This is a genomic window from Micromonospora sp. CNZ303 (genome assembly GCF_004345505.1).
Genome location: NZ_SLVT01000043.1, coordinates 1,510 through 4,883, shown reverse-complemented (window position 1 = coordinate 4,883; position 3,374 = coordinate 1,510). Strand labels below are relative to the sequence as shown.

At 56.7% G+C, this 3,374-nt stretch carries 2 rRNA genes; both read right to left on the bottom strand.

Features of this window, described 5'->3' with window-relative positions:
- Nucleotides 1-2: 2 nt before the first annotated feature.
- A 5S ribosomal RNA gene (gene rrf / locus EV374_RS32290) occupies nucleotides 3-119 on the bottom strand.
- Between the two features lie 88 nt (nucleotides 120-207).
- Nucleotides 208-3,318 (bottom strand): 23S ribosomal RNA (locus EV374_RS32285).
- Nucleotides 3,319-3,374 lie beyond the last annotated feature (56 nt).

Below are 3,374 nucleotides of genomic sequence, written 5' to 3'. Positions count from 1 at the left end.
TTGTCCGGCGGTGTCCTACTCTCCCACACCCTCCCGAGTGCAGTACCATCGGCGCTGGAGGGCTTAGCTTCCGGGTTCGGAATGTAACCGGGCGTTTCCCCTCCGCCATGACCGCCGTAACTCTATCAACATATCAAACAACACCACACACAAACGTGGTCTGTTGTTCGTTTGCTGTGAGTTGCACAGTGGACGCGTAGCAGCTTAGTAGTCAAGTCCTCGGCCTATTAGTACCGGTCAACTGAACCCGTTACCGGGCTTACATTTCCGGCCTATCAACCCAGTCGTCTAGCTGGGGGCCTTACCCCCACCAAGGTGGGGTGGGATACCTCATCTTGAAGCGAGCTTCCCGCTTAGATGCTTTCAGCGGTTATCCCTTCCGAACGTAGCTAACCAGCCGTGCCCCTGGCGGGACAACTGGCACACCAGAGGTTCGTCCGTCCCGGTCCTCTCGTACTAGGGACAGCCCTTCTCAAGTATCCTACGCGCACGGCGGATAGGGACCGAACTGTCTCACGACGTTCTAAACCCAGCTCGCGTACCGCTTTAATGGGCGAACAGCCCAACCCTTGGGACCTGCTACAGCCCCAGGATGCGACGAGCCGACATCGAGGTGCCAAACCATCCCGTCGATATGGACTCTTGGGGAAGATCAGCCTGTTATCCCCGGGGTACCTTTTATCCGTTGAGCGACACCGCTTCCACTCGCAAGTGCCGGATCACTAGTCCCGACTTTCGTCCCTGCTCGACCTGTCAGTCTCACAGTCAAGCTCCCTTGTGTACTTGCACTCAACACCTGATTGCCAACCAGGCTGAGGGAACCTTTGGGCGCCTCCGTTACCCTTTAGGAGGCAACCGCCCCAGTTAAACTACCCACCAGACACTGTCCCTGAACCGGATAACGGTCCGAAGTTAGATACCCAAATCAACCAGAGTGGTATTTCAAGATTGCCTCCACCCATACTGGCGTATAGGTTTCACCGGCTCCCACCTATCCTACACAAGCTAATTCGGATACCAATGTCAAGCTATAGTAAAGGTCCCGGGGTCTTTCCGTCCTGCCGCGCGTAACGAGCATCTTTACTCGTAATGCAATTTCGCCGGGCCTGTGGTTGAGACAGTGGGGAAGTCGTTACGCCATTCGTGCAGGTCGGAACTTACCCGACAAGGAATTTCGCTACCTTAGGATGGTTATAGTTACCACCGCCGTTTACTGGCGCTTAAGTTCTCCGCTTCGCCCCGAAGAGCTAACAGGTCCCCTTAACGTTCCAGCACCGGGCAGGCGTCAGTCCATATACATCGAATTACTTCTTCGCATGGACCTGTGTTTTTAGTAAACAGTCGCTTCCCCCTGCTCTCTGCGGCCATACAACGCTCCACCCGCGCGGGGCTTCACGTCTCCGGCCCCCCTTCTCCCTAAGTTACGGGGGCAATTTGCCGAGTTCCTTAACCACAGTTCGCCCGATCGCCTCGGTATTCTCTACCTGACCACCTGTGTCGGTTTGGGGTACGGGCCGCTAAGAACTCGCTAGAGGCTTTTCTCGGCAGCATAGGATCACTGACTTCACCTGAATCGGCTCGGCATCACGTCTCAGCCTTCATGATGTGCGGATTTGCCTACACACCGGCCTACACGCTTACCCCGGCACAACCACCGGCCGGGCTCAGCTACCTTCCTGCGTCACCCCATCGCTTGACTACTACCCGCCAGGTTCCCACGCTCCCCAACCTCAACCCGAAGGTCTTGGCTAGTTTGGGTGGTTAGCACAACGAGGTTCATCAGGGACGCTCTTTCGCGGGTACGGGAATATCAACCCGTTGTCCATCGACTACGCCTCTCGGCCTCGCCTTAGGTCCCGACTCACCCAGGGCGGATTAGCCTGGCCCTGGAACCCTTGGTCATCCGGCGGAAGGGTTTCTCACCCTTCTTTCGCTACTCATGCCTGCATTCTCACTCGTGCCGCGTCCACAACTGGGTCACCCCGCTGCTTCACCCCCGGCACGACGCTCCCCTACCCATCCACACACCTGCACAACACATCAAGGCGTTGCGTGGTAAAAATGTGAATGCCACAGCTTCGGCGGTGTGCTTGAGCCCCGCTACATTGTCGGCGCGGAACCACTTGACCAGTGAGCTATTACGCACTCTTTAAAGGGTGGCTGCTTCTAAGCCAACCTCCTGGTTGTCTATGCGACCCCACATCCTTTTCCACTTAGCACACGCTTAGGGGCCTTAGCTGGTGATCTGGGCTGTTTCCCTCTCGACTACGAAGCTTATCCCCCGCAGTCTCACTGCCGCGCTCTCACTTACCGGCATTCGGAGTTTGGCTGATTTCGGTAAGCTTGTGGGCCCCCTAGACCATCCAGTGCTCTACCTCCGGCAAGAAACACGCGACGCTGCACCTAAATGCATTTCGGGGAGAACCAGCTATCACGGAGTTTGATTGGCCTTTCACCCCTAACCACAGGTCATCCCCCAACTTTTCAACGTTGGTGGGTTCGGCCCTCCACGCGGTCTTACCCGCGCTTCAGCCTGCCCATGGCTAGATCACTCCGCTTCGGGTCTAGGACACGCGACTGAATCGCCCTATTCAGACTCGCTTTCGCTACGGCTCCCCCACACGGGTTAACCTCGCCACATGCCACTAACTCGCAGGCTCATTCTTCAAAAGGCACGCCGTCACCCCGCAAGGCTCCGACGGATTGTAGGCGAACGGTTTCAGGTACTATTTCACTCCCCTCCCGGGGTACTTTTCACCATTCCCTCACGGTACTCGTCCGCTATCGGTCACCAGGAAGTATTTAGGCTTACCAGGTGGTCCTGGCAGATTCACGGCAGATTACAGGGGTCCGCCGCTACTCGGGAACACCCACAGAAGACCAGCCACTTTCACCTACCGGACTCTCACCGCCTACGGTCAGCCTTTCCAGACTGTTCGGCTAGCAACTGGCTTTGTAACTTCTCGAACAAGTGTCAGCTCATTCAGCAGGGTCCCACAACCCCAACCACGCAACCCCTGACAGGTATCACACGCAGCCGGTTTAGCCTCAATCCGCTTTCGCTCGCCACTACTCACGGAATCACTATTTGTTTTCTCTTCCTACGGGTACTGAGATGTTTCACTTCCCCGCGTTCCCCCCACACACCCTATGTGTTCAGGTGTGGGTGACTGGACATGACTCCAGCCAGGTTTCCCCATTCGGACACCCTGGGATCACAGCTTGGTTGACAGCTCCCCCAGGCCTATCGCGGCCTCCCACGTCCTTCATCGGCTCCTGGTGCCAAGGCATCCACCGTTCGCCCTTGACAACTTGACCACAAAGATGCTCGCGTCCACTGTGCAATTCTCAACAAACGACCAACCCACAACCCC